The organism is Nocardia niwae NBRC 108934 = DSM 45340, assembly GCF_001613465.1.
Lineage (GTDB): Bacteria > Actinomycetota > Actinomycetes > Mycobacteriales > Mycobacteriaceae > Nocardia > Nocardia niwae.
Genome location: NZ_BDCK01000016.1, coordinates 119,774 through 140,574, shown reverse-complemented (window position 1 = coordinate 140,574; position 20,801 = coordinate 119,774). Strand labels below are relative to the sequence as shown.

Sequence of the window (20,801 nt, the reverse complement as noted above, 5' to 3'; positions counted from 1 at the left end):
GTAGGAGGCCGGTTCACGCCGCCCACCCGCCCATTCGGTCCAGATGACTTTCCACGTCGGCCAGGAACCCCGGCGGAAATCGCAGACTGCCCATGGTGGTGCGGCGGAGGAATCCGGCCGTCGCGCGGGCGGAGAGCAACTGCGCGTCGGTGAGGAAACCGGCCAGATCCTCATACGGCTGGTGTACCGGCCAGGTCGAGACCGGCACACGATAGGCCACGCCGGCGTGCCCCCACGCGGCGACCGGCCACGGGGTGCCCGGCGCCAGCGGCTGATCGCCGGAGACCGGCTCGAGCGGAGCGGCCAGCCGCGACCCAACCCAGGCCGCCATCCGCACGCTCACCGCATTGCCGACCAGCTTCCAGCGGTGGCCCTTCCTGATGCCCGGCAGTTCGGTCGCGGGCGCTGTCCAGCCGGGGTCGAAGCCCTGCAGGCGTTCGGCGTCGGCGATGCCCGGCGTGACGATCTCCCCGGACGGCAGCCGCACCGCGGGCGGACTGGCGATGCCGAGCGCGGAGCCGCCCTTCAGCGTGGGCACCGCGTTCACCGCCCAGCCGAGTCCGCGCACTCCCTCGGTCCAGTAGAAGCCGCACGGATCGACCGCGGGATCGCCGATGGTGCGAGGACCGGCGTCTTCGCCGAACAGCACCCCGCGGGGGTCCTCGGTGCGGGAGGCCAGCATCACCACCCGCTGCCTGCGCTGGGGCAGGCCGAAGGCCCGGGCGTCCACCACACGGTAGGCCCAGGTGTAGCCGAGTTCGTCGAGCGCGCCGGTGATGTGCCGCATGGCAGCGCCGCGGCCCAGCTGCAGCATGAACGGCACATTCTCGATCACCAGCCAGCGCGGGCCGCGCTTGCGGCGCACCAGCCGGAAGACTTCGTCGACCAGACCCGAGCGCGTGCCGGTGATGCCCGCGGTGCGGCCCGCCTGGGAGAGGTCCTGGCACGGAAATCCGGCCGCGACCAGCTCCGTTCCCGCCGGGATGGCCCGCAGCCGGGTGATGTCGGAATGCAGCGGTACGTCCGGGAAGCGGGCGGCGAGCACGCCTTGCGCCCCGGGCTCGATCTCGCACAGCAGTTCGGTATGCCAGCCGTGCTTGCCGAGGCCGAGCTCGAGCCCGCCGATCCCCGCGAACAGCCCGACCATCCGCGCGCCCGTCAACGACCTTCCCTTTCTCGCGTCCACACCGGACGCCGCCCGCGCGTCCCGTGCCCGGGGAGCAGGTTACTCGAGTCGTCCGGGGCGAACACCGAACACGCGACCATCATCCCCGGCACCTGGTACGGTCCGCGTGTCACGCCGTGCGATCGACGCGCATTTCCAATAATGCACAAGGGTGGTCGCACGCGGACGTGATGATCGGCTGATCCGCCTGCGCTCCAGTGCCATCCGTGCGGGCCGCCCACGATCCTGGTGGCGCGCTCGCGCATTGCTTTTGCTCGACGAAGTTCCAGAGCGACGCTAGGGAAAGTGAGCGAAACATGCAGATGCCTTCCACGAGAAACGGACAATTTCCCTCGGTTGTGGTCACAAGCCTCGCGGCGACCACGTCCCTCGCGGGTGACGTGGATTCCACGTGGAAGGGCTTGCTCAACGGCGACAGCGGTATCGACGTCCTGGAAGACGATTTCATCGACGAATTCGAGCTGCCGGTCCGCATCGGCGGGCATCTGAAAGTTTCACCCACCGCGTATCTGGACCCGGCCGAGGCCCGCAGGCTCGCCTACGTCGAGCAGCTGGCCCTCGTGCTCGGGCGCGAGGTCTGGCGCAACGCGGGCAGCCCCGAGGTGGATACGCACCGGCTGGGGGTGTCCATCGGCACCGGGCTCGGTGGCGCGGAGGCGATGATCCACGCTCGGGACAAGCTGCACAACGGGGGCTACCGCAAGGTGTCGCCGTACACCGTCCAGGCCGTGATGCCGAACGGCGCGGCGGCCTGTGTCGCGCTGGAACTCGGTGCGCGGGCCGGGGTGACGACACCGGTGTCGGCCTGTTCGTCCGGTGCGGAGGCGATCGCCAACGCGTGGCGGACGATCGTCATGGGCGACGCCGACATGGTGGTCACCGGCGGTGTGGAGGGTTCCATCCAGGCCCTCGCGATCGCGGCGTTCACCATGATGCGCGCGATGAGCACCCGCAACGACGCGCCGAAGAGCGCCTCGCGTCCGTTCGACGCCGACCGCGACGGTTTCGTCTTCGGTGAGGCGGGCGCGCTACTGGTGCTGGAGACCGAGGAGCACGCGAAAGCGCGCGGCGCGACCATCCACGCCCGGCTGATGGGCGCGGGCATCACCTCCGACGGCTTCCACCTGGTGGCGCCGGACCCGGAGGGCACCGGCGCCGCGCGCGCGATGACGCGGGCGATGCGCACGGCGGGGCTGGCCAAGACCGACGTCACGCACGTCAACGCGCACGCGACCGCCACTCCGATCGGGGACACGGCGGAAGCGCGCGCGATCAGCCAGGCGGTGGGCGATCACGCGTCGGTTTACGCGCCCAAGTCCGCCCTCGGCCACTCCATCGGCGCGGTGGGTGCGCTCGAATCCGTGCTCACCGTGCTCACCGTGCGCGACGAAATCGTGCCGCCCACGTTGAATCTGGACAATCAGGATCCCGAAATCGAACTCGATGTGGTGCACGGCCGCTCCCGGCCCGGCCGGATCGATTACGCCCTGAACAACTCGTTCGGATTCGGCGGCCACAACGTCGCTCTCGCCTTCGGACGGTACTGACCGCCAGGTGGCCGGGATACCTGCTAGCCTTCCCGACGCTTCGTTATCGACCTGTGTTCGGTGTCATTGCACGGCCTGAGTGCCGATGCGCTGGAAAAGGATAAGGCGATGATCGACGAAACCTTCGACGACTATCTGGACGATCAGGGCAATATCAGAATTCGCGGGGACAAGACCCTGATCGACTTCGTCGACAAGCACAGCACGGAGAACGGCGACGACCTCGCCTACCGCTTCATCGACTACTCCAGGGAAAGGGACGGCGAATACCACGAACTCACCTGGCAGCAGTTCGGTGTGCGCCTGCGCGCGGTGGCGGCCCGGCTGCAGCAGGTCACGCGGCCGGGCGATCGCGTGGCGATCCTCGCGCCGCAGGGGCTCGACTACGTCGTCTCGCTGTTCGCCGCGGTGTACGCGGGCAATATCGCCGTTCCGCTCTTCGATCCGGAGGAACAGGGCCACACCGACCGCTTGCGCGCGGTCCTCGGTGACTGCACCCCCGCCGCGATCCTCACGGCGGGGTCCGCGGCGAGCGGCGTGCGGAAATTCTTCCGGCACCTGCCGCCGCCGCAGCGTCCGCGCATCATCGCGGTGGAGGCGATCCCGGACAGCGTCGGCGCCTCCTGGGTGCGTCCGGACATCAACATCGACAGCGTCGCCTATCTGCAGTACACGTCGGGATCCACCCGGACGCCCGCGGGCGTGGAGATCACCCACCGCGCGGTGGGCACCAACTTGCTGCAGATGATCGACGCCATCGGCGTCACCGAGAATTCGCGCGGGGTCACCTGGCTGCCGCTGTTCCACGACATGGGTCTACTGGCCGTGATCCTGCCGACCGTCGGTGGCGGCTTCATCACCATCATGTCGCCGAGCGCGTTCGTCCGTCGACCGTACCGCTGGATCAAGGAACTGGCCGCCGCCTCCGACGGCGCAGGGACCTTCGCGGCGGCACCCAACTTCGCGTTCGAGCACGCCGCGGCGCGTGGCAAGCCGAAGCCCGGTGAGGAATTGGACCTGTCCAATGTGATCGGGCTGATCAACGGCAGCGAGCCGGTCTCGGTGTCGTCGATGAAGAAGTTCAACGAGGCGTTCGTGCCGTACGGGTTGCCGGAGACGGCGATCAAGCCCTGCTACGGCATGGCCGAGGCGACGGTGTTCGTCTCCGCCACCAGGGCACAGGACAAGGCGAAGGTCGTCCACGTCGACCGGGCGGAGCTGAACGCCGGGCGGATGGTCGAGGTCGCCGCGGATGCCGACAACGCCATCGCGCAGGTGTCCTGCGGATACGTCGCGCTGTCGCAGTGGGCGGTGATCGTCGATCCGGAGCACGGCGTCGAGCGACGTGACGGCGAGGTCGGCGAGATCTGGCTGCACGGCGAGAACATGGGCATCGGCTACTGGGGCCGCCCCGAGGAGACCGAGGCAACTTTCCGCGCCAAGCTGGCCACCCGCTTGCCGGAAGGTAGTCACGCGGAGGGTGCGCCGCCGGACGCCAATTGGATGCGCACCGGCGATTTCGGCGCCTACCTCGACGGCGAGCTGTACATCACCGGCCGGGTCAAGGACCTGGTCATCGTCGACGGCCGCAATCACTATCCGCAGGATCTGGAGTTCTCGGCCCAGGAGTCCAGCACGGCACTACGCCCCGGCTTCGTCGCGGCGTTCTCGGTGCCGGCCAACGAACTGCCCGCGCTGGTCTTCGAACAGGACAGCCGCTCCGGGCTGACGTTCGACGCCGCGGACGCCTCCGAGCAGTTGGTGATCGTCGCGGAGCGCAATACCGGTGCGAGCAAGCTCGAGTCGGAGTCGGTCGCCGACACGGTGCGCGCCGCGATCGCCCGCCGGCACGGCGTCATGGTCCGTGACGTGCTGCTGGTGCCCGCCGGTTCGATTCCGCGCACGTCCAGCGGCAAGATCGCTCGCCGCGCCTGCCGGGCCGCCTATCTGGAGGGCACGCTGCGCGGCGGCCACCAGCAGCAGGCATTCCCGGACGCGCCGCAGGAGTGGGAGTCGGAGACGGCGGTCGTCGGCTAGAGCCGCGTCTCCGTCTCGTAGTCGAACTCGCGGACGTCGGCGCCCACTATCCGGGCGTCGAGCTCGCCCGAGGTGCCCGTGCCGCGGAAGCGTTCCACCGCGGCACGGGTCGTCCAGCGCTCGTAGACGTTCACCCGATCGGGTTCGAGCAGATCCGCGCCGAGACTGAAGTCGAGACAGCCTTCGGCGGCGCGGGCGAGCGCCACGACTTCCCGGCAGCTGTCGAGGTAGCGGTCGCGATCGGTGACCCGCAAGTATCCGGCGACGATCAGCATGAGGGGAGTCCAGATGCGCCTGGCTTGACCTCGAGTTCGCTCGAGGTTGTCGACTTGGCGAATGAGTGTGGATCCCGTCGCCGCGGCGAGCGCGGATGTCCGGCGCCGCCCGGAAAATCGGTTGGTCGATGCCCGTTCCGGTGCGACCCTGGAATGTCGGACCCCGCTGCGAACATCACCGTGGGTCCCGTTCTCCGCCGCCAGTCGCATACCTCGAGGGGGAGTTTTGTCTGTCGCACTGGACGTTTCGCCGGCCGAACCGGAGGCCGACAGAACGGAGCGGCCCGCCGCCACGGGCCGCCTGCATTCGCTGCGCCGATTCTGGCCGTACCTGCGCCCGCACGTCGGGATTCTGCTCGCCGCCAGCGGACTCGCGCTGCTGTCCGGTCTGACGGCCGTCGTCATTCCGCTGATGATCGCCCGGATCATCGATGGCCCGGTCGCCCACCGCGATCTCGGGGGCGCGCTCTGGCCGGTGGCCGCGGTGCTGGCGCTCGGCCTGTTGGAAGCCGGTGGCGTGTGGGGCCGCCGCTGGCTTATCGCCGCGCCCGCGACTCGGTTCGAAATAGCGTTGCGCGCGAGGATCTTCCAGAAGCTGCAGGCGCTGTCGATCGGCAGGCACGACGCGTGGGAGTCGGGACAGCTGCTCTCGCGGGCGATCGATGACCTGGCCACCATGCGCCGGTTCGTCTCGTTCGCGGGACCGTTCCTGCTCATCCACGGTGTGATCATTCCGGTCGGCCTGCTCGTGCTGATCGCGCTGAGCCCGCAGATCGGCCTGATCTTCGCGATCATCTCGATCCCGCTGGTCATCGGCTGCATCCGTTTCGAGCGCCGATACGCGGTGGCCTCGCGGCGTTCCCAGGACCAGTCCGGTGACCTGGCCACCACCGCCGAGGAGTCGGCGCAGGGCGTGCGGGTGCTCAAGGCGTTCGGGCGGGGCGTGTTCTTCGGCCGCAGGTTCACCGCCCAGGCGCAGGCGCTGCGGCAGACCGAGCTGCTGAAAGCGCGCCTGGACGCGACATTGTGGTCGAGCATGGTGAGCCTGCCGCAGCTGGCCATCGCGTTCGCGCTCGGCTACGGCGGATACGCCGTGGCGCACGGCACGATGACGCTCGGCACCTTGATCGCGGGCATCACGCTGGCGACCTTCCTGCAGTGGCCGATCATCTGGACCGGCTTCTTGCTCGCCGAGCTGAACGACGCGCGCACCGCGGCCGACCGGTACTGGGAGATCATCGACACGCCGGTCGACATCACCGATCCGGCCGACCCGGTGGATCTGCCCGAGCGCATCCGCGGCGAATTGAGTTTGGATGCCGTGCGTTTCGCCTTCCCCGACGCGGAGGCCGACGTACTGCGGGAGGTGTCGCTGCGGGTGTGTCCCGGTGAGACGGTGGCGCTGGTCGGCGCGACGGGAAGCGGTAAGACGGCACTGCTGAACCTGATTCCGCGGCTGTACGACGTGTCGGGCGGCGCGATCACCATCGACGGCATCGACATCGCGACGATGCGGGTCGCCGACCTGCGGTCGCTGGTCTCGGTGGCGTTCGAGGACCCGGTGCTGTTCTCCGCGAGTGTGCGGGAGAACGTGGCGCTCGGCGATCCGGCCGCCACCGACGCCGACGTGCGCCGCGCTCTGGAGGTCGCACAGGCCACCGAGTTCGTCGACGACCTGCCCTGGGGCTTGGACACCAGGATCGGTGAACAGGGCCTGAGCCTGTCCGGCGGCCAGCGGCAGCGGCTCGCGCTGGCCCGCGCGGTGCTCACCGGCGCGGGCGGGGGCAAGGGCAGCCGGATCATGGTGCTCGACGACCCGCTGTCCGCGCTCGACGTGGAGACCGAGGAGCGGGTGCAGGCGCGCCTGCGCACCGTGCTGGCCGACGCGACGACGCTGCTGGTCGCGCACCGTCCGTCCACGGCGGCGCTGGCCGATCGGGTGGCGGTGCTCGCCGACGGCCGGATCGTCGCGGAGGGGACCCACGATCAATTGCTGCGGACCAGCAGAAACTACCGCGAACTGATGGGAGGTGAGCAGCTGTGAGTATCACGACCACCGAATCGAAGGATGGGGCGCCGGAGGAGATTACCGAGCCCAAGGAACGGGCGGCCGACTGGCGTGGCATCGCCGGTGAGGACAAGGAGGTCACCCAAACCGGGAATCTGGTGCTCGCCGGGCGCTCCCGGCGGCTACTGCTCGACCTGGTCAAGCCCTACCGCAAGCTCACCGCGCTCGCGCTGGTGCTCATCGTGCTGGACAACGTCGCCAAAGTGTCGGCGCCGCTGTTCGTCGCGCACGGCCTGGACACCGGCATCGCGCGCGGCGCCGAGGGAGATTGGGCGCCGCTGGCGTGGACCGTGGCCGGGTTCCTCGGCTCGGTCCTGATCAGCGTGATCTGCACGTACTCCTTCCTGCGAGTGTCCGGCAGGCTGAGCCAGAGCGTGCTGTTCGACCTGCGCGTGCGCGCGTTCGCGCACACCCAGCGGCTCAGTGTCGCGTTCCACGAGAAGTACACCTCGGGCAAGGTGGTGGCGCGGCTCACCGGCGACATCGAGACGCTGCAGGAACTGCTGGAGAGCGCGCTCAACCAGGCGCTGAGCGCGATCCTGTCGGTGGTCACCATCGCGGCGCTGCTGATCTACCTGGACCAGGCGCTCGCCGCGATCGTGCTGGCGGGATTCGTTCCGCTGGTGGTGGTCACCCGCTGGGCGCAGCGTAGGCAGCGGGCGGGCTACCGACGCACGCGCGCGGCGATCGCCAAGGTGGTCGTGCAGTTCGTCGAGTCGATGGGCGGCATGCGGGCGGTGCAGGCGTTCCGCCGGGAGCAGCGCAACGAGTCGGTGCTCGCGATCGAGGACTCCGAGTACCGCCGCGCGACCACCGCGGCCATGCGCGGCATGGGCGACTACGCGGGCCTGACCAAGCTGCTCGGCAACCTGACCACGGTGATCATCATCGTGGTCGGCGCCTGGCGGGTGATCGAGGGTGATCTCGCGGTCGGCGTGCTCGCGGCCTACCTGCTGTACCTCAACGAGTTCTACGGTCCGCTGGACGAGCTGGCGCAGGTGTTCAACGCCTACCAGTCCGCGGCGGCCGCGCTGGAGAAGATCTCCGGCGTGCTGGAGGAGGAGCCGTCGGTGCCCGAGCCCGTGCGGCCGGTGGCGCTGGACAAGGCGTCCGGGGCCGTGCGGCTGGAGAAGGTGTGGTTCGGCTACTCGAGCGTCCCGGCGCCGCCCGCCGAACCGGGCAAGGCCGACCACCGGACGCGACCGGTGCTGCCGGAGTTCACCTTGGACATCCCGGCGGGGCAGGTGATCGCGCTCGTCGGTGCGACCGGCGCGGGCAAGTCGACGCTGGCGAAGCTGCTGACGCGGTTCTACGACCCGTCCGGCGGCACGGTCACCCTGGACGGCGTCGACCTGCGCGACCTGTCCGACGTCGACCTGCGACGCAACGTGGTGATGGTCACCCAGGAGTCGTACCTGTTCTCCGGGTCGGTGGCCGACAACATCCGGCTGGGCAGGCCCGAGGCCACCGACGCGGAGGTGTTCGCGGCGGCGCGCGCCGTGGGCTTGTACGACTTCGTGCAGGCGCTGCCCGAGGGCTTCGCGACCGACGTGCGCAAGCGCGGCGGCAGGCTCTCGGCGGGGCAGCGGCAGCTGGTCGCGTTCGCGCGGGTGTTCCTGGCCGATCCCGCCGTGATCGTGCTGGACGAGGCCACATCGAGCCTGGACATCCCCAGCGAACGGCTGGTGCAGCGGGCGCTGGAGACCGTGTTGCGCGGGCGTACCGCGGTGATCATCGCGCACCGGCTGTCCACGGTGGCGATCGCGGACCGGGTGCTGGTGCTCGAGTCCGGCCGGATCGTCGAGGACGGCGCGCCGGAGGCCTTGATCGCGGGGACCGGCCGGTTCGCCGGCCTGCACTCGGCGTGGCGGGAGTCGCTGGTGTGATGAGCGGTGGTTGTTCGGGCCGGGGCCGGGTGTCGCTTACGGTAGATACGTGACGACCCCAGCCTCCGACCCCGAGAGCGCCGCCGCGAGCCCGCAGGAATCCCGGTGGCCGGCGATCCTCACCTGGCGTGCCCACGACGCGACGCGCATGGAGTCGGTACGGGTGCAGCTCAACGGCAACCGCATCCGCGCCGCCGGGCGCATGATCGGCGGCGCGAGCGCGGACCATCCCGCGTTCAGCGCGTCCTACGACCTGGTCACCGACGAGAACGGCGTGACGAAGCGGTTGTCGCTGCGCACCACGACGGCAGCCGGTGAGCGGCACGCGTCGATCGCCCGCGACGAGGAGGACTACTGGCTCGTCGACGCGGGCGGCAATCATGTGCGCTCCACCTTCGCCGGGGCGCTCGACGTGGACGTGGTGCTCAGCCCGTTCTTCAACACGCTGCCGATCCGCCGCTACGACCTGCAGCACGCGGTCGAGGACGTGCAGGTCCCGGTGGTCTACGTGCGTCTGCCCGACCTGCTCGTCCAAGAGGCCACGCTGATCTACAGCAGCGCCGCCGACGGGATCAGCGTGCTGTCGCCGGTCTCCAGCGCGACGGTCACGGTGGATGCCGACGGCTTCCTGCTGGACTACCCGGGCCTGGCCGAACGCATCTGACACAGCCCGCCCTGGTCCGCGACGTGTGAAAGCGGCAAGGCCGAGGCTTTCCGCTGGGGGCGTTACCGGCGATCGGCAGCAGCCGGAACCAATCCGGTGCGCCGGGGTTGGTGGTGGTCGGCAGGTGCCGCACTTGTTCGACCCGACCCGCAGGTCGGCGCGCGATCAGCCGAGCCGCGTGAGCACCCCACCGCGCTGACCGGCCGCGCGCAGCTCTTCCAGCCAATCGCGGTCGCCAGGGCGGATATCCGTGATCTCCCAGCGTCGCGCGGATTCGTACCGCCGCCGCGCGTCGTGTCCGGCCTCGACCAGATCCGCGAGCGACGTCTCGGCGCGCAGGCTGTCGCGGGCCGTGGCCAGCACGGTGAGCGTTTCGTCCAGAACTTCCAGCAGCGCCGCCGAATTCGGTTCGCAGATCGCGCGAACCAGGCCCGGCGCCGTGCCCGCGACGCGGGTGCCGTCCCGGAACGATCCGGCCGCGAGTCCGAGCGCGAGATCACCGCCACCGGCGCCCGCCAGAGCCAGCGCCTCGGCCAGTACGTGCGGTAGATGGGAAATGCGCGCGACGGCGCGATCGTGCTCGGCGGCCACCACCGGGACCACCACCGAGCCGCAGTCCAGTGCGAGCCGTACCACGCGGGTCCACGGGTCGGTCCGGGTGCCTTCGTCCACGCCGACCGCCCACACCGCGTCGCCGAACAACGTGGGATCGGTGGCGGCCCAGCCGGATTCGGAGGTGCCCGCCATCGGGTGACCGCCCACGTACCGATCGGCGAGACCGTGGGCGCGCACGGCCGCCGCGACCGGCGCCTTCACGCTCACCACGTCGGTGAGCGCGCACTGCGGCGCGTAGGTCGCGATGGCGGAGAGCATGTGGTCGACCGCGGGCATCGGCACCGCGACGACGATCAGCGCATCGGTCGCCGCCGCGCGGCGCAATGCGGCGGGTAGGTCTTCGATGACGTCGAATCCGTCGGCCCGCGCGGCCTGCGCGCCCGCCGCCGACCGGTTGTATCCCCAGCCGTCGTAGCCCGCGGCGACGGCCGCGCGCAATAGCGACCCACCGATCAAACCGGTCCCGAGGACGCACACGGGAGCTTTCTTCGCCGAAGTCACCGGAACAGATTGGCATACGACTTCAACATTTCCCCTCGAGCCGACTACCGTTGCGGCCATGGCAGCACAGCGCTCGGGCACTAACAGGGCGGCGTCGGACGACTACGACGACGTGGAAGGGTTCGCAGTGGCGGTTGTCCGCGAAGAAGGCAAATGGCGATGCAGTCCGCTGAGCCGGGACGCGCTCACCGATTTGTCCGCCGCGGAGAGCGAACTGAAGGCTTTGCGCAGCTCCGGAGCGGTGTTCGGTTTGCTCGACATCGACGACGAGTTCTTCATCGTGCTCCGGCCCGCGCCGAGCGGAACCCGGATGCTCGTCTCGGACGCCACGGCCGCGATCGATTACGACATCGCGGCGGACGTGCTAGAGGCCCTGAACGTGGAAATTCCCGATATCGATCCGGACGAATTGGACGACGTGGAGCCCTGGGAGGAGGGCGACCTCGGGGTGCTCGCCGATCTAGGCCTGCCCGAACCGGTGCTGAGCGTCATCCTCGCCGAGACCGATCTCTATCCGGACGAGCAGCTCGGCATGATCGCCCAGCGTCTCGGCTTCGCCGGAGAATTCGCCGCGGTGCTGGACAAGCTGCCGCGCTGACGTGGGCGTTCTCCCGGACGGCCCGATCCTGTCGGACGCCGACATGGTGCGCGCCGCCCTCGCGGCCGCGGCGGCGGCCGGGGATCGTGACGTGCCGGTCGGGGCGGTGGTATTCGACTCCGCCGGAAGGGAACTCGCGCGCGCCGCGAACGCCCGGGAGGCGCTCGGCGATCCGACCGCGCACGCGGAGATCCTGGCGCTGCGCCGGGCCGCCGCCGTCCACGGCGACGGATGGCGGCTGGAAGGCGCCACCCTCGCCGTCACGCTGGAACCGTGCACCATGTGCGCGGGCGCGTTGGTGCTCGCGCGGGTCGGCCGCCTGGTCTTCGGCGCGTGGGAGCCGAAGACCGGCGCCGTCGGGTCGCTGTGGGACGTGGTGCGCGACCGTCGGCTCAATCACCGGCCCGAGGTGCGCGGCGGGGTGCTCGAGGACGAGTGCGCGGCCCTGCTCGACGAGTTCTTCCGGTCGCAGCGGTGAGCCCGCAGGTCAGCGGGCGATTTAGTGATCCGGCCAGGGTCCGGTATGGTTGTCGGCGGTGGCGTGTCCGAGCGGCCTAAGGAGCACGCCTCGAAAGCGTGTGAGGGGTAACCCCCCTCCGAGGGTTCAAATCCCTCCGCCACCGCTTACGCCCCTCATCTGTTCTTACAGGTGAGGGGCTTTTTCGCAGGACGAGTGCGTCGGCTGCTGAAGGAGGGCGATCCGGTGACCGAGCCCCACCACCGCTACTGGATGAACCGGGCCATCGAGCTGGCGCGCTTGTGCCCGGTGGCCGAGGGCGCCTTCTCGGTGGGCGCGGTGATCGTGGCCGAGGGCGCGGAGATCGCGACCGGCTATTCCCGCGAGTCCGGCCCGAAGGAACACGCGGAGGAGGCCGCGCTCGGCAAGCTCGACCCGGCGGATCCGCGGCTGGCGCGGGCCACGCTCTACAGCACGCTGGAACCCTGCTCGGAACGCGGGACCAAGGACCGGCTGCCGTGTACGGACCGGATCTTGCGGGCCGGCATCCCGGTGGTGGTGATCGCGTGGCGGGAGCCGTCGACGTTCGTGGTGAACTGTGTCGGAGTGGAGAAGTTGCAGCAGGCGGGCGTCACGGTGGTGGAGCTTCCCGAACTGGCCGAGGCGGCGATGTCGATGAACCGGCACCTCGACCTGTCCTGAGCGCGCTCAGTCGTAGTCCCAGTACTGCAGCCAGCGCACCGACGCGAACAGCAGCAGTGTCAGCGCGTAGAGGGCGACGACCACCGCCGCGCCCGCGACGCTGATCCGCGGGCTCGCGCCGTCGATCGGATCGAGCCAGCGGCGGAACCACCTCGCGACGGCGGGCGAGAGGAAGTAGCTCATCAGGCCCACGCTGACGATTTGGCTGAGCCACAAGGCCAGCCACGGCGGCGCTCCGAGCCGGTCGAGCACCGGCCCGAGGAAACGCGACAGCACCATCACCGTCGGATACAACACCAGCAGCACCATCATGGCGGTCTTCCACGTCGGCGTCATCCTGGTCTCGCCGTCGACCGTTCGCACGGTCGAGCCGAACGGTGTGGTGTGCGCGTCCACGGTGAAGTCCTCGGTCAGCTTCGCGCGCAATTCCGGTAGGGCGGCGGCGCGTTCGTCCGAGTGCAGCCAATCCGCCAACTGCCGTCCCGTGCGGAACCGGAGCAACGAGAACCACCGCCCGCCGTCCGCCGGAAACAGGGCGGCGCCCTCGAATCCCGGAAACTTCGAACTCACCGCGACGAGGCTCGCCTCGGTCGCCTCGAATTCGGCTTCCCTCTCGCGCGCGACGCTGTGCCGGAATACGCCGATGCCCGGCGGCGGCGGCTCGCCCTCGACGAAGACCAGATCCGCGCTCTTGCAATGAAATCCCAGCGCTGTGCCGTCGGACAGCGCCGCCGCTCGTTCGGGCGAGTCCAGGAATGCGTGCAGGGACGGCTCGGATCGAAATGTGACGCTGAATCCCGGGTCGAGCAGCGGGTCTCCGGTCACCGCCACGGAGGAATTCACGAACCCGTCCATTTCGCGGGCGAATTCGGTCATCCGCGCCAGCCATTCCCGGAAAGCCGCGTCGTGTGCCGGTCGGTGGAAGACCGTTACAGCGGTGGCGGCGGCGTCCATCGGGACTACGCGGCGTCGACGCGACGGCCCCGCACGTATACCTGGGTGATCGCGGGCTCGCGAATTCCCATCAGCAGCGCGAACAGCGTTTGATCGCGGGCCAATACGGGGTCGTCGGAACGAGTGCCGTATGCAAGCATGCTCTCCAGCGCCGGAACGCGCGCCGGTTCGATCACCAGGAAGTCGGCTTCCTTACCCGCGTCGAAATTACCGAACCGGTTTTCCATGTCCAGGGCGCGCGCCCCGGCCAGCGTGCCGGTGAACAGCATTTCCGCCGGATGCATCGATACGCCGAGTTCGCCCGGCTCGGAGATGTGCACCTTGAACGCGGCGGACAGCACCTGCGGGATCAGCCATTCGTCGCCGCCGCCGTAATCGGTGCCCGCGGCGACGGTGACGCCGGAGGCGAGCGTCCGCTTCCACGGCATGGTGCCGGAGCCGAGGAACTGCTGCGACACCGGGCAGTGCGCGACCGACGTGCCGGTCTCGGCCATCCGCCGCAGTTCGGCGTCTTGGCAGTGCACACAGTGGGCGAGGATGCTGCGCCTGCCGAGCAGGCTCTTACCGCCCACCGCGGATCCGGGCAGGAACTTCCCGTCGTAGGTGTCCAGATAGGTCGTCACGCCGTACGCCTGTTTGGTGCTGTCGACTTCGCCGGTGCCGGGGCGGTTGTTCTCGTTGAGGTGAGTGTGGAAATAGACGCCGCGCTCGCGCACCGAATCGTAGAGTTCGCCGAGGTTCTTCAACGTCGCGCGAGTGACCGCCAAAGAGAACCGCGGGACGATCGCCACGTGCAGGAGCGCGGTGTCCACGTCACCGGTGTCGGCGGCGTGCCACTTGCCGATCTCCTCGTCGGTCAGGCGAATGGCGTCGTCTTCGGTGGTGATCAGAGGAGCCGCCGCGGGCTCTCCCGTCGTTTGGATACCGCGGCCGCCGACCATCCGCAGTCCACGCCGCCGGGTTTCGGCGAACAAGGCGTCCTGCGCGTGCGGGAACGCCGAGCCGAACACCATCGCCGCCGTGGTGCCCGCGGCGATGCGGCGCGAACAGAATTCGGCGGCGGCCCGCTGCGCGAATTCCGGGTCGGCGTACCGAGATTCGGCGGGATAGATGCACAATTCGAGCCATTCCAGCAGCTGACCGCCCCCGTAGGCGTCCCCGGCGAAGGTCTGGGGAAAATGAATATGGGTGTCGACGAATCCGGGAAGCAGAAATCCGGGGCGATGATCGAACACCTTTTCGGTGCGGTATTCGGCGGGGATATCGGAGCGCGGCCCGCAGAATGCGACGCGGCCGCTGTCGTCGATTATCAGCGCACCGTCGGGGACTTCGGCCAGCGCGTCGGTCACAGCGCCGGCAGCGGGACTCCCGGCGATGTGAAAAATGTGCCCCAAGTGGACTTGGCTCACCATTCGAGGAGAACACACTTCGATCCGGTACGCGAGCGGATCGGTCGAAATGAGGTCAGACGCCGCGGGAGAACAATGTCACCGGCGGCGGCATACGGTAACCGGCGAGTTTGATGAATCGCGCGCTCACGCCGCGCTGCCTGTCCTCCAGCGGTCCCGCTCCGACGGTGTTCATCATGCGATTGATCACATTGAAGCAGGTGCCCACCCAGACGGCCTCGTCGAACGCTTCGCGGGAGACGCCCGCCAGCCGGACCAGCGCCGCGTCCTCGGCGGTCAACCCGTCGGGGTCGCGAGCCATCTTGGCGAGGAAGCCGAGCATGACGCGCGCCTCGGGACGCAGCGGGGAATCCGAGCCGTCGGCCAAAGCGCGGGTCACCACGTCGGCGTCGACGTACGCGCCTGCGATCGCCTCGTGCGAGGTGGCGCAGAACGGGCACTCGTTGGCCTGGGAGGTGTGCGTCGCGAAGATCTCGCGTTCGGCGACGGTCCAGTACGACGGGCCGCGCATGACGTCCTGAATCAGCTCCGACAGCGGGGATCCGAAGAACCTGTGCCGGTAGAACAGCACCTTCAGCACGGCGGGAACCTCCACGCCGCTGAATCGCCGCATGGTCCACAACACGAATCTGGTCGGCCGGTCGTGGCCGGAGCGAACCGCTTCGAGCCACATCTCAGTGCCCCTCCCACGCCAGGCGGGCAGCGCGCAGGCGCCGGTCGGCCGCACCGTAGGCGGCGATCGCGGTCGCCTCGAAGATTTCGTCGTCGGAGTGGCCTGCCGCCTTCAACGCCGCGATCCGCTGCTCGGTGACCCGGTAGGACCGGTCGGCCACCAGTTCGGCGAAGGCGGCCAGTTCTCCTCCGGCGTCCTGGCCGGAGCCGGCGGCCCTGTCTCGCAGGACACGGCGGACCTCGCTCGGCAGCCGTCCCGGCGCGGACGCGAGGTGCTCGCCGAACCGCTGCCATTTCTCATCCATCGAGCCACGCATGGGCCTCATTCTGGCCGACCACCGACGCCTTCGCTGGAAATCGCAGGGGCGCAGCGGTTTACTGACCCGCTTCCGTGCGCAGCACCACCTTGCGCCCGTCCAGGTCGACCCCGACCAGCGGCGGCGCGCCTTCGTCCTGCTCGTCGCGCAGCATCGACACCGATTCGCGATGATCCAGCTCCATGCGCTTGGTCGCGTAGAACAGCGCGGTGAACTCGTCGGTGAACGTGCCGGAGATCGGGGTGCGGCGTCGTCGGCGGCGTTTGTTCACGGTCAGCTCGTAGACGGCCACCAGCACGAGCAGGATGACCCACCCGGGGATCCACCACTGCAACACCTCTGCCATGCCTGCCGACGGTACCCGCCCGCGCTGGGCGGATCCGAAAATTGCTCGTTTCGCGAAGGGTAACGAGCGCGATCGCGGGTATACGCCCGATACGGAAAGTGCGGGAAGGACGCGATGCCAGATGCGCCGTCGGACAATCCGCGCGGGAACGATGCGCGAGAGAAATATGAGAATCGGAAGTGTAATCGTCTTGATCTGGTTGCTGATCGGCGTGATCGCCGCGGCACAACGCCACTATTTCGACAGTGGACCGGTCAACTGCGCCGGTTTCGGCACGATCGCCGTCACTGTCATCGCGGGACCGCTCAACTACATGGGCGTCAATCCGAAGGTCGCGGATTGCAATGTCCCGCAACCGAGTCCGTAATTCGATCGAGTGACCACGGACAGCCGGGCGGGCATGCCATGCCCCTCGGCCGTCCGCTTTGGTGCGCGGGTCACGATCGCCAGCCGTGAACCAGATATTTGCTGTCTGTTGAAAATGCGGTACTTACTCGCATTTGTTGGATAACTGGCGGCATGTCCGGGTATCCCCCCTCGACGGGGAGCACGGAAGGGACCGATGATGCGCGATTACGAACGTCGTGGGCGGGATTACGAACGCCGTGCGCGTGCCGGGCGCGGCCCGGGCGTAGGTTCCCGGGTGTTCGGGTTCCTGCTGCTGGCCTGGCTGGCGATCGGATTGCTCGCGGCCGGTCAGCGGCACTATTTCGACAGCGGCCCCCCGCTGAACTGTGCCGGGTGGGGCACGATCGGTCTCACCGCCCTCGCGGGCCCGCTCAACTACGTCGGGGTGAACCCGCGAGTCGGCGACTGCGAACTCCCGCAACCCAGCCGGTGAAACGCACTCGGCCCCGCATCCGGAGTCCGGATGCGGGGCCGAGGCCGTCGGATCAGTTGACGCCGACCGGCATCTTCGCCGTCTCGGCCGAACGCTGCTGTAGCTCACGCAGCTTCGAGCCCTCGACGTCGATATCGGGCAGGATGCGGTCGAGCCACTTCGGCATCCACCACGACCACTTGCCCATCAGCACCAGCAGCGACGGGATCAGCACCATGCGGACGACGAACGCGTCCAGCAGCACGCCCACCGCAAGCGCGAAGCCGAACGACTTCGCCGTCACGTCGGTCTCCAGCAGGAACGAACCGAACACCGAGATCATGATGATCGCGGCCGAGGTCACCACGCGCGCGCCGTGGTGGTAACCGGCGACCACCGCCTGCTTGGCCGACTTGCCGTGCACGAACTCCTCACGCATCCGGGTCACCAGGAAGACCTGGTAGTCCATCGCGAGACCGAACACGAGGCCGATCAGCATGATCGGCATGAAGCTGACCAGCGGATGCGGATCCTCGATCAGGCCGAGCTTGCCCTCCTGGAAGATCAGCACGGTCGCGCCGAAGGTCGCGGCCATCGACAGCAGGAACCCGAGCGCAGCGGTGAGCGGCACCAGGATCGACCGGAAGACCAGGATCAGCAGCACGAATGCCGCGCCCGCCACGATCGCCAGGTAGGGCACGATCTTGCTGAGCAGCACGTGGTCCACGTCGGCGTAGATCGCGGTGGTACCGGTGATGCCGTACTCGATGCCGTACTCGGCCTTCAGCTGGCCTTCGGCCTCCCTGGCGTCCTGCACGAGGTCCTTGGTGGCCTGGTTGTTCGGCCCGGACTTCGGCACGCCGTCCAGCAGTGCACCCTGCTGGTCCTGGCTCCACTGCGGCTCGGTCACGTAGTCCATGCCCGGGTAGGACGCGAGCTTGTCGCGCAGCGCCTTCACCGCGGCATCGCGGTTCTCGGCCGGCACGCCGCTCAGGTCGACGGCCACGTTCAGCACGCCGTTGCTGCCCTCGCCGAAGCCCTCGGTACGCAGCTCGTAGGCCTTCCGGATGGTGGAGGTCTTGGGCATGCTGTCGTCGCCGGGCAGGCCCAGGTTCAGCCCGGCCGCGGGAGCGGCGAGCGCGCCGAGCACCACGACGCTCAGCGCCAGCGCGACCCACGGCATGCGGCCGATCAGCCGGCCGAAGCGCATGCCGTTGGTCACCGAGCTGTCGTCCTCGGGGTCGTGCTGGGCGACCACGGGCAGCTTCGGCTTGAACAGGAAGCGACCGAACGCGCCGAGCAACGCGGGCATCAGGGTGATCGCGGTGAGCACCGCGAAACCGGCGGCGATCGCGCCGCCCAGGCCCATGAAGGTCATGAACTGGACGCCGACGATGCTCAGGCCCGCCAGCGCGATGATGACGGTCAGGCCGGCGAACACGACGGCGGAACCGGCCGTGCCCAGCGCGGTGCCCGCCGCCTCTTCCGGCGAGTCCTGGACCGCGAGTTCGTGCTTGTACCTGGACACGATGAACAGCGCGTAGTCGATCGACAGCGCGATGCCGATCATCGAGGCGAGGAAGGTCGTGAAGCTGGGAATCTCGATCACCGAGGTGCCGAGCATGATCAGCGAGGTGGCCGCGCCCAGTCCGATGATCGCGGTGACGATCGGCACGAACGCCGCGACGATGGCGCCGAACGCGACGATCATCACGACCAGCGCGACGGCCATGCCGATCATCTCGGACTTACCGCTGGGCGCTTCCTGCTTCTGCGCGATCGAGCCGCTCATCTCGACCGTGAGCCCGGCATTGCGCGCGTCGGCCGCGATGTCGTACGCCGCTTCCCGGTGGGCGTCGGTGACATCGGTGAACTTCGCGATCGTGAACGGGACGTTGATCACCGCGACGCTCGCGGGCGCGGTCTTGCTGAGCACGTTCAGCGGGGCGCCACTGCACTGCGCGGGGTCGGGGTCGGTCAGGCAGCCCATCTTCTCGGCCGCCTCGACCGGATTGGTGATGGGTTTGCTGTGATCGACGATGTCGAGCTCGCCGAGCTTGGCGATGAACGCTTCCAGCGCCGCACGGTTGGCCGGATCGGTCAGCTTCTGCCCCTCCGGCGCGGCGGCGACGTAGGTGCCGGTGACCGCGTCGAACTTGAACGCGGCGGAAGCGCCGGGGAAGTGCTTGTCGAGGATGTCGTTGGCGCGTTCGGAGGGCAGGTCCGGCATGCTGAAGTCGTTGCTCATCGGCTTGCTGAGCTGTGCTCCCAGACCACCGAGGAGCACGAACAAGACGAGCCAGACGGGAAGGACTATCCATTTCCGGCGGAAGGCGAACTTCCCCCATCTGTACAGATAAACGGACACGAGTGGTTACTCCTAGCGATGACTGGGATCGTGCTGGGTCTGCGTGTAGACAGCACTCGCGGGGGTGCCCTGCCTGCCTCCGCCTCCACTGACGCTTTCTGCCTACCGTGCGGTAGGTAGACTACCCAGGAGCTAAGCGGAGGTACAACCTCTATTCTGCGGGCGACGTTCGCTCGATGCGAAGGTGATGAGAGGATCATCCAATGGCTGTGCGTGACACACCCGGCGCTGTCGCCGCAGGTGGAGGCACTAAAAGCGCGATTCGGGACGCTGCGGTGAAGCTGTTCGGAGCCAAAGGATTCGAACAGACCAGCCTGCGTGAGGTCGCGGATGCGGTAGGAATCACAAAGGCGTCGCTCTACTATCACTACGCGTCGAAGCTCGATCTGCTATTGGCGATCATCGACCCGATCGTCGATCACATGCGTTCGGTGGTGGACGATCTCGACCAGGTGCCGCACGACGCCGAGAGCATCCGCCAGGTCCTGCGGACGTATCTGCGCGGCCTGATTCATCACCGTGACGCCGGGGCGCTGGTCGTGCGCGACACCGTCGCGATCATCAACGCCATGGCCGACCGCTATCCGGATCTGATGGACGCGAGCCAGGCGCTGCGCGAATGGCTGGCCGGGCCGGACGCCACCGAGGAGGCGCAGTTGCGCGCCTGCGCCGCGCTCGAGGTGATCGGGGTGGCGCTGGTGTCCAAGGAACTCGTGCCCGGCGCGGACGATTCGCTGGTGGAATCGTCACTGCTGGATGCCGCGACCTGCGTGCTGGCAGGCGGCGGCGCGTAGATTCGAGCTATCCCCACGAGGCCAGGAGTCGTCGCTGTGCACATCACCGCGAAGGTCGATTACGCGGTGCGGACGCTGCTCGAGATCGCCAGTGCGCCGCGGCTGGATCAGTCCGTGGTCGGACTCGGCGCACCTCTCGTACAGGCCGCGCCGGTGGTCAAGGCCGAAGCGATCGCCACCGCCCAGCGGATCCCGCCCAAGGTGCTCGAGTCCGTGCTCGGTGAGCTGCGCCGAGCCGAACTGGTGATCAGCAGGCGCGGTCCGGACGGCGGCTATTGGCTGGCCAGGCCCGCCGCCGACATCTCCATCGCCGACGTGATCCGCGCGATCGAGGGCCCCCTCGCCTCCGTGCGCGGCGCGCGCCCCGAGGACGTCCGCTACTCCGGCGCGGCCGAGCCGTTGCAGCGGGTGTGGATCGCGCTGCGGGTCAACATCCGCGCCGTGCTGGAGAACGTCACCATCGCCGACATCGCGAGCGATCGGCTGCCCGGATTCGTCGAGGCGCTCACCGAAGACCCGGGCGCCTGGGCGCGCCGCTGACACCGTCGATCCCCACGGGAGACCATCCATGCAGGTCAGAAATCT

At 68.7% G+C, this 20,801-nt stretch carries 21 protein-coding genes and 1 tRNA gene; 13 read left to right on the top strand and 9 right to left on the bottom strand.

Features of this window, described 5'->3' with window-relative positions; all coding sequences use genetic code 11:
• Positions 1–13: 13 nt before the first annotated feature.
• Positions 14–1,147, bottom strand: a complete 1,134-nt coding sequence (locus NNI01S_RS07870) for a DNA cytosine methyltransferase (RefSeq protein WP_063019024.1) — start codon at positions 1,145–1,147, stop codon at positions 14–16.
• Positions 1,148–1,482: 335 nt separating this feature from the next.
• On the opposite strand from NNI01S_RS07870, the gene NNI01S_RS07865 reads away from it, so the two are divergent.
• Both NNI01S_RS07865 and fadD32 read left to right on the top strand, forming a co-directional pair.
• Complete coding sequence (locus NNI01S_RS07865; protein ID WP_063019022.1) at positions 1,483–2,733, top strand: KasA/KasB family beta-ketoacyl-ACP synthase; 1,251 nt, start codon at positions 1,483–1,485, stop codon at positions 2,731–2,733.
• Positions 2,734–2,844: 111 nt separating this feature from the next.
• Positions 2,845–4,770, top strand: a complete 1,926-nt coding sequence (fadD32, locus tag NNI01S_RS07860) for a long-chain-fatty-acid--AMP ligase FadD32 (protein ID WP_157114664.1) — start codon at positions 2,845–2,847, stop codon at positions 4,768–4,770.
• Here fadD32 and NNI01S_RS07855 read toward each other — a convergent pair.
• On the bottom strand, positions 4,767–5,045 hold the full coding sequence (locus NNI01S_RS07855) for a putative quinol monooxygenase (protein WP_063019020.1): 279 nt from the start codon (positions 5,043–5,045) through the stop codon (positions 4,767–4,769). The genes fadD32 and NNI01S_RS07855 overlap by 4 nt on opposite strands.
• Positions 5,046–5,271: 226 nt before the next feature.
• Here NNI01S_RS07855 and NNI01S_RS07850 point away from each other — a divergent pair, with 226 nt between their 5' ends.
• The 3 genes from NNI01S_RS07850 to NNI01S_RS07840 are packed head-to-tail and all read left to right on the top strand — an operon-like array spanning position 5,272 to position 9,663.
• A complete protein-coding gene (locus tag NNI01S_RS07850) occupies positions 5,272–7,089 on the top strand; it encodes an ABC transporter ATP-binding protein (RefSeq protein WP_063019018.1) in 1,818 nt (605 codons plus the stop codon).
• Complete coding sequence (locus tag NNI01S_RS07845) at positions 7,086–8,999, top strand: ABC transporter ATP-binding protein (protein WP_084488616.1); 1,914 nt, start codon at positions 7,086–7,088, stop codon at positions 8,997–8,999. The genes NNI01S_RS07850 and NNI01S_RS07845 overlap by 4 nt, the downstream gene beginning before the upstream one ends.
• Before the next feature lie 49 nt (positions 9,000–9,048).
• Positions 9,049–9,663, top strand: a complete 615-nt coding sequence (locus NNI01S_RS07840; protein WP_084488615.1) for a putative glycolipid-binding domain-containing protein — start codon at positions 9,049–9,051, stop codon at positions 9,661–9,663.
• 165 nt (positions 9,664–9,828) lie between these two features.
• Here the strand turns inward: NNI01S_RS07840 and NNI01S_RS07835 are convergent, their stop codons facing one another.
• The gene (locus tag NNI01S_RS07835) at positions 9,829–10,779 is read right to left on the bottom strand and encodes a prephenate dehydrogenase (RefSeq protein ID WP_435825048.1); all 951 of its coding nucleotides are present in this window, start codon (positions 10,777–10,779) and stop codon (positions 9,829–9,831) included.
• A gap of 58 nt (positions 10,780–10,837) precedes the next feature.
• Here NNI01S_RS07835 and NNI01S_RS07830 point away from each other — a divergent pair, with 58 nt between their 5' ends.
• From NNI01S_RS07830 to NNI01S_RS07815, 4 genes are all read left to right on the top strand, one after another.
• The gene (locus NNI01S_RS07830) at positions 10,838–11,377 is read left to right on the top strand and encodes a tRNA adenosine deaminase-associated protein (RefSeq protein ID WP_063019013.1); all 540 of its coding nucleotides are present in this window, start codon (positions 10,838–10,840) and stop codon (positions 11,375–11,377) included.
• A 25-nt stretch (positions 11,378–11,402) separates the two neighbouring features.
• Positions 11,403–11,855, top strand: a complete 453-nt coding sequence (locus NNI01S_RS07825) for a nucleoside deaminase (RefSeq protein ID WP_174554377.1) — start codon at positions 11,403–11,405, stop codon at positions 11,853–11,855.
• 57 nt (positions 11,856–11,912) lie between these two features.
• Positions 11,913–12,000 (top strand) — tRNA-Ser (locus tag NNI01S_RS07820).
• An 80-nt stretch (positions 12,001–12,080) separates the two neighbouring features.
• The gene (locus tag NNI01S_RS07815) at positions 12,081–12,536 is read left to right on the top strand and encodes a deaminase (protein ID WP_245676020.1); all 456 of its coding nucleotides are present in this window, start codon (positions 12,081–12,083) and stop codon (positions 12,534–12,536) included.
• Between the two features lie 6 nt (positions 12,537–12,542).
• Here the strand turns inward: NNI01S_RS07815 and NNI01S_RS07810 are convergent, their stop codons facing one another.
• Genes NNI01S_RS07810 through NNI01S_RS07790 form a run of 5 tightly spaced genes read right to left on the bottom strand, consistent with a single transcriptional unit; the run spans position 12,543 to position 16,234 of the window.
• A complete protein-coding gene (locus NNI01S_RS07810; protein WP_063019011.1) occupies positions 12,543–13,490 on the bottom strand; it encodes an antibiotic biosynthesis monooxygenase in 948 nt (315 codons plus the stop codon).
• 5 nt (positions 13,491–13,495) lie between these two features.
• Positions 13,496–14,902, bottom strand: coding sequence for an amidohydrolase family protein (locus NNI01S_RS07805; protein WP_063019009.1), 1,407 nt, complete (start codon positions 14,900–14,902; stop codon positions 13,496–13,498).
• Positions 14,903–14,954: 52 nt separating this feature from the next.
• Positions 14,955–15,572, bottom strand: coding sequence for a carboxymuconolactone decarboxylase family protein (locus NNI01S_RS07800; RefSeq protein ID WP_063019007.1), 618 nt, complete (start codon positions 15,570–15,572; stop codon positions 14,955–14,957).
• A 1-nt stretch (position 15,573) separates the two neighbouring features.
• Entirely contained in the window at positions 15,574–15,888 is a 315-nt protein-coding gene (locus tag NNI01S_RS07795; protein WP_063019005.1) for a hypothetical protein, read from the bottom strand.
• Positions 15,889–15,946: 58 nt separating this feature from the next.
• Positions 15,947–16,234 (bottom strand): DUF6191 domain-containing protein, encoded by a 288-nt coding sequence (locus NNI01S_RS07790; RefSeq protein ID WP_063019003.1) that lies wholly within the window; start codon positions 16,232–16,234, stop codon positions 15,947–15,949.
• 166 nt (positions 16,235–16,400) lie between these two features.
• Between NNI01S_RS07790 and NNI01S_RS07785 the strand changes: the two genes are divergently transcribed.
• Together NNI01S_RS07785 and NNI01S_RS07780 are read left to right on the top strand one after the other, a co-directional pair.
• Complete coding sequence (locus tag NNI01S_RS07785) at positions 16,401–16,601, top strand: hypothetical protein (RefSeq protein WP_040864380.1); 201 nt, start codon at positions 16,401–16,403, stop codon at positions 16,599–16,601.
• 195 nt (positions 16,602–16,796) lie between these two features.
• Positions 16,797–17,075 carry a hypothetical protein gene (locus tag NNI01S_RS07780; RefSeq protein WP_357804085.1) on the top strand — a complete coding sequence of 93 codons (279 nt, stop codon included), beginning with the start codon at positions 16,797–16,799 and terminating at the stop codon, positions 17,073–17,075.
• A 52-nt stretch (positions 17,076–17,127) separates the two neighbouring features.
• Here the strand turns inward: NNI01S_RS07780 and NNI01S_RS07775 are convergent, their stop codons facing one another.
• Positions 17,128–19,422, bottom strand: a complete 2,295-nt coding sequence (locus NNI01S_RS07775) for an MMPL family transporter (RefSeq protein WP_063019001.1) — start codon at positions 19,420–19,422, stop codon at positions 17,128–17,130.
• Positions 19,423–19,625: 203 nt separating this feature from the next.
• Here NNI01S_RS07775 and NNI01S_RS07770 point away from each other — a divergent pair, with 203 nt between their 5' ends.
• Positions 19,626–20,216, top strand: a complete 591-nt coding sequence (locus tag NNI01S_RS07770) for a TetR/AcrR family transcriptional regulator (RefSeq protein ID WP_063019000.1) — start codon at positions 19,626–19,628, stop codon at positions 20,214–20,216.
• 36 nt (positions 20,217–20,252) lie between these two features.
• Positions 20,253–20,756, top strand: a complete 504-nt coding sequence (locus NNI01S_RS07765; RefSeq protein WP_063018999.1) for an RrF2 family transcriptional regulator — start codon at positions 20,253–20,255, stop codon at positions 20,754–20,756.
• Positions 20,757–20,801: the final 45 nt, after the last annotated feature.